Raw genomic sequence first — 5,715 nt, 5'->3', positions numbered from 1 at the left:
GAGCCAATCCTTCCAAAGCCTTGGAGTTCCCGCACCCCAAGCAAAAATTAAAACCAGAACCACAGGCTTTTATTGGGAGCGCCTGCAAAATATTTGGACGAAGGCCAGAAATTGACCCACCTACACGCGGCCACTCTTGCGCTATCCGTTTACTTTTTCAAGAGAATTGGGCGAATTTGTGGTTAAATTTATGCCACTAGGTGGATTAAACTTCTTGACACGACCGTAGCGGGGTCCGCATCGGCCATGATGGCGACATCGGCTGTCGGCATGACGCGCAGGCGCTGAACGGCAAGCGCCCTTCGTGTGAAGACCGTGTAGGAATCCAGCCACCCGGTCAGCCACTGCGCAAATGCGGGGTTGCGGTGGTTCATCCGTGCCAGCGCCCCAAGCTTGCGCGTCAGCGCGATATCATCGGGACATTCCAGCCAGATCGCAAAGTCGATCAGCCCGCCGGTGTCGGGACAGGCACGACCGAAGGGGGTCTCAAACAGGACCAGCCCGGTCTGCGCCAGCAACGCGGCGTGCAAGCCTGGCGCGACAGCTTGTTCCAGCGGTGCCCCGGCATCAAGCCAGCCGATCACCCGCTCGGGCGGCCATGAAGTGATCACCTCGTGGTCGTCATAGCGGACAACCACACCTCCAAGGCGCGCACCCAAGGCATCGGCCAGTGTCGACTTCCCTGCACCAGGCGGCCCAGAGATCGCGATGATCCTGCGCGTCATGGGCGTTGCCCCGTGGTGACATGAAATATCATGTCGCAATCGACCTGCGCCCGTGCCACGCGCAAGCCAAGGTCCGTCATCAGTCCCTCATAAAACGCAGGGTCTCGGTAGAACGGTGAAAAAACAAGATTTGCCAGCGCCATCATGTCTTTGCCTGCCGCATCGCTGGCCCCGAACGCCCCCCGTTCGCAAATCACCAACCGCCCACCCGCAGGCAATATCGCGGCAGAGCGTGCGATCATCGCGGCGGCATCCGCCTCGGGCCAGTCATGCAGGACGGACTTGAACACGACCACATCCACCGCACCCGCAAAACCCTTGATCGTTTCCGCCTTGCGCGCATCCCCCGGCACGAATCGCAGCGTGTCGCTGCCGCGCCGCTCGTCCCCCAACACGCAGACGGCAGGCAGGTCCAGCACCTGCGCCGTAACACCGTGATGGGCTGCAACCAGCGCGGCCGACAGCAGGCCCGTATTGCCGCCGATTTCCAGCACACGGTCGCCGGGGCGCACATCAATGAGCGGCAGAAGAAGCGGAATTTCACTTTGCGAAAGTGATTCGACATAGTCGACCCACGGCCGCGTCGCCGCCAGATGTTGCGCGCTGATCCCTTCGGCCATGTCGTAACGGAACAGCCGGAAGGTCGCTGATTTCGCCATGAAGGCTGGCACGTCCGACACGAGGTCGTCGAGGCCCGTCGCCACGTCCGCCGCAGCCCGGCGGATAAAGGATGCGCGCGCCATGATCCCCGCAGCATCACGCCGCCATGCCTGCGCGAAACCAGCGGTCAGGACCGGCCCTTCGCCGGTCTGATGCAGCACGCCGGCCCCGATCAGCAAACTTTCCAGCACTGGCGGGCAGGCAACGGTTCCCGCCCCCTCCGCAAGGCGCGCCAGCAGATCGGAGCGTGCCGCCACATCGACGGCCGCCGCCCCCTGCAAGGTCTCAAGCCATGGAAAGTCGGACATGTCTCGGGCTCCGCTTTGCGCCAGTGCCGGCGCCACCGGGCGGCTGATGCGCCCCCGCGGCAACCTGCCATGGGCGCAGCCGGATTGGAAAGCGATCTCTTGGCCAGCGACCATGGTTGTCGTCGTGCCGCGAAACCGATGGCCTTGCCGGATTTTTCGCGCCAATCTGTTCGGAAGTTTGCATTTTCTTAACAAATCAATTGCGGCACAGCCTGCGACGGTGTTTAAGTTTCCACATTCGAGGGCGCGAGCCGATTAGTATATTTGTGACGACAGCATAACGATTTCAAAGGAATTCACATGGCCGGCTCAGCATTTTTCATCCTGGAGGGCACTGATGCTGACGGCCTTGGCAGGTCGATCGCTGCGGCGGGGAATTTCGACACATCGGGCGTCAACCGTGAATTCATTGTCGGGACAGCCAACACGGGCACAGTCGGCGCGATCATATACACGGGCGTCGCGTCCGAGACCGAGCCTGGGTTTCCATCCGATGCGAGCAGCCTTGCGCAGCTGACCTTCTCGGTCGAGGCAGGCAGCGGGGCGGGTGTCGTCCTTCTTGGCGGCTACGATTTCAACGGCGACGGGTTCGACGATGTCGCCATCGCCGCACCGCTGGCAAACAGCGACAACGGAGCGGTCTATATCCTGTTCGGTAGCGCGGTCCCGTTGTCGGGTGATCTGACAGTCGCGGACCTTGACGGCACCAAAGGGATCATCATCAACGGCTTTGCGGGCACAGGCGGCTTTGGCAGCAGTCTGGCGGCGGTGCAGGGGCCGGGTGGTGCGACGCTTTATATTGGCGACTCGCTTGCCAATGCATCTGCGGGTTCAGTGGCTATCGTTGATCTTTCGGATGAAACCGAGAACATCGATCTTACCGAATACGATCTGGAAGTCGTGGCCGAGGGCGGCAAGTTCGGCAGCGCGATCGTCGCAGACCTCGACCTGAACGGCGACGGCACCGCCGATCTGGCCATCGGGTCCCCCGACGCGGCATCCGGCGCAGGGACGGTGACTGTTTCAATCAATGGGGGCCAGACCTTTACCCTGACAGGTGCCGACCTTGGCGGCGGTGCAGGCACGACGCTTTCATCGGGCGATCTGAACAATGACGGCATCGACGACCTGATCATTGTGGCGCCCAATGCCGGCGAAACCTATGTTCTGTTTGGTACGGCTGGCGGCTTCGATGACAGCTATAACCTTGGGTCACTGAGCGCGATGGACGGTGCGGTCATTACGGGTCCAATCGGCAACAACCCAGGCAGTTTCTTTGCCACCAATGTCGGTGATGTAAGTGGCGATGGGGTTGACGATCTGCTGATCGGCGGCGTGGTAGATGAAAAAGGTCGGGCCTATCTGGTATTCGGCGGGGTGGACCTTGCCAGCCTTGACGTCGAAACTCTGGACGGCACGAACGGGTTCATCTTTAGCAATATCGACCTCGGTTTTTTCGGAGAGGCCTTGGCAGGTGGCTCCATCGGCGACGTGAACAACGACGGGATCAACGACCTCGCATTTGGCGCGAGTGACGCCGGTTTCGGCGCTGGCCAAGTCTTTGGCGTTCTTGGCGGACGTGCCAACATCGAGGCGCTGGAAACCGCAGAAGGCGAAATCGACGTCAGCACGTTCTTAGGTAACATTGCGCCAGAAGTCCCGTTCATCATCACAAACAACAACGTGATGTTCGGCGGCACGACGATTGGTATGATCGACCTTGGCGAAAACCAGACAACTGCCACAGGCACCATTTCGATTTCCGTGGTCGGCGATCCGGATGCAACATTTGATCAACTTGAAGAGGATGAACCTGAAGGCCTCGGCCAATATGGCACGTTGGTCGTTGAGGACGACGAGATAAACAACGACCTCGACCGCTGGATTTATACGCTCAACGGGGCTGGCATCGACACGCTCCGCGCTCTGGCGGACGGCGAAACCATCACCGACCGGATCATCCTGACCGCCTCCAACGGCAGCCAGCGCGCGATCAACATCACGATCATCGGCGAGGATGATCCGATTGTGTACACCCTCACTCCAAACCCGACTGTGGCGGGCCTGCTGCTGGGTGACGTGCTCCTGACCGAGGATTTTGCCTCAATCACTGGCAGTTTTGCGACCAACGACCCCGACAACGGGCAAAACCCCGACTTCTCGGGGCAGACGATTGTGGGCGAGTTCGGCACGTTCATCATCAGCGATAACGGGACGACCTTTACCTATATCCTGAACCCCGGTCTGGCGGATTCAACCGAAGACCGGACCGAAACGATCCTGCCCGAAGGCGCCAGCAACAGTTTCTCCTTCACCATCGAGGCGCGCACCGAGGATAACGTCGCGGACACCGGCGCGGCCTATACGCTGGTCGCTGACGGACCCGCCGCCTTTTTCGGGCGCGGCAACGAATTTATCACCGGCAGCAGCGCGGGAGACAGGATCGACACTGGGGCGGGAAATGATACGGTGCAGGGTGGCGCGGGCAATGACGTCATCACCGACCCGTTCGGCAATGACAAGCTGTCCGGTGGCGCGGGCAATGACAACATCACCGCGCTGAGCGGGTCGAACGAGATCGACGACGCAAACGGCCTGCCCGGCGACAGCAACTATTTCAAGGGCGGCGTCGGACGCGACACGATCACCGGCGGGGCGGGGAACGATTTCCTCGACGGCGATTACGCGTCCAGCCTGATCGGCGCGGGTGACAGGCTCGACGGTGGCGCGGGCGACGATTACCTGCGCGGCGGTCTGGGGGCGGATGTGTTCGTGTTCGGCCCGGATTACGGGAATGACAGGATTGCCGATTTCGATGCCGATTTCGTCGGCGGAACGTTCCAGATCGTCGGCACCCCGACGCGCGACTTCACCGTCGGGCTGGACAAGGTCGACCTTCGCGCCTTTGCAGGATCTGATTTCAACGACTTCACGGTGACCGACAGCGACAACGGTGCCGTACTGAGATTCATCGACGACAACGATAATTCGCTGACCTTCGTCGGTCTGACCGCCGACCAGCTCACCGCCGACAGCTTCATTTTCTAAAGCCGCAATTGACCGGATCGAGGGTTCGACCATGACTTTTCCAACCAAGACATTCGGAGCCTGCGCCGCAATCGCGCTTTTGTCGGCCTGCGGTGGCGGTGGCGGTGGCGGACCGCAGACGGTGTTCACGTATCAGACGTTTGGCAATAGTGCCGTGGCGGGCGAAAGCACCCTTGCCGGGGTCGGAATTGTCCAAGGTGAAGGTGGTGTCGCGACCAACACCGTGATCGAAATCGGGACGCTTGACCGCCAGAGCCGACAGTTGACGATTGGTGATGTCGTGATCGATGGCGTTTTCGACGAAAATCAGAGAACCTGGACAGATGGCACGACTTTCGTCAGCGAGTCGCGCTTGTTCGCGTCGGATAACTTTCAATTCATGATACCGGTGCAGGTGTCTGGAATTAATGGTGGTTCTGATGCCCCCTACATCATCGGTGTGGTGTCACGGACACAAGACCTGCCAGCAGGCGGCACCTTCATTTTTGCCGGAAGGGCACAGGTCTCTGCGCTTCTGGAGGGTCAGGAAGGTCGTGCAGATCGCACGGGCAACATGACTCTGACGTCGAACTTTCAAACCGATCTCGTGGACGTCACGATCAGCGGGCTTGATGGCGGCCTGTCGTTTGATGAGGTCCGGCTGAACGGCCTGAACGTTACGAATACAAACGGCAACGCGACTTTCAGCGGCGGCACAATCACTTTTCGGAATGGCACTGAAGTCGTACAACCCATCCGGAACGATCCTCGACCATCCGCCAGCGGCGCCTTCTTCGGTGGCGACCCTAGCGGTCCAACAGAAGTCGGGGGTGTGTTCACCGTCATCGGCGAAAACGACATCAACAACATCTTCGGCATCTTCGCGGGCAATCGTCAGACACCATAACAGCCCCAAATTCGCCCATTTCACCCGCTAGACCTCATCCCTGACACCTTCGTCAGCGATGCAAATACAAAGAAAGAGGACCCTGCCT

4 protein-coding genes are annotated in these 5,715 nt (G+C 60.1%); 2 read left to right on the top strand and 2 right to left on the bottom strand.

Translation table 11 applies throughout. The features are described 5' to 3' along the window. Positions 1 to 188: 188 nt before the first annotated feature. Together H147_RS20375 and H147_RS19770 are read right to left on the bottom strand one after the other, a co-directional pair. Positions 189 to 725, bottom strand: coding sequence for a nucleoside/nucleotide kinase family protein (locus tag H147_RS20375; protein WP_019955937.1), 537 nt, complete (start codon positions 723 to 725; stop codon positions 189 to 191). After that, positions 722 to 1,693: a methyltransferase gene (locus tag H147_RS19770; protein ID WP_162561678.1), complete on the bottom strand. Its 972-nt coding sequence runs from the start codon at positions 1,691 to 1,693 to the stop codon at positions 722 to 724. The genes H147_RS20375 and H147_RS19770 overlap by 4 nt, the downstream gene beginning before the upstream one ends. 300 nt (positions 1,694 to 1,993) lie before the next feature. Here H147_RS19770 and H147_RS0113630 point away from each other — a divergent pair, with 300 nt between their 5' ends. Together H147_RS0113630 and H147_RS0113625 are read left to right on the top strand one after the other, a co-directional pair. Next, the gene (locus H147_RS0113630) at positions 1,994 to 4,741 is read left to right on the top strand and encodes a beta strand repeat-containing protein (RefSeq protein WP_019955935.1); all 2,748 of its coding nucleotides are present in this window, start codon (positions 1,994 to 1,996) and stop codon (positions 4,739 to 4,741) included. Positions 4,742 to 4,772: 31 nt separating this feature from the next. Next, positions 4,773 to 5,627 (top strand): hypothetical protein, encoded by an 855-nt coding sequence (locus tag H147_RS0113625; RefSeq protein ID WP_019955934.1) that lies wholly within the window; start codon positions 4,773 to 4,775, stop codon positions 5,625 to 5,627. Positions 5,628 to 5,715: the final 88 nt, after the last annotated feature.

Origin of the sequence: Yoonia vestfoldensis DSM 16212 (assembly GCF_000382265.1) — a bacterium.
In the GTDB taxonomy this organism is placed as follows: Bacteria; Pseudomonadota; Alphaproteobacteria; order Rhodobacterales; family Rhodobacteraceae; genus Yoonia; species Yoonia vestfoldensis.
The sequence above is the reverse complement of the archived record's forward strand: the minus strand, read 5'-3'. Positions and strand labels throughout refer to the sequence as shown.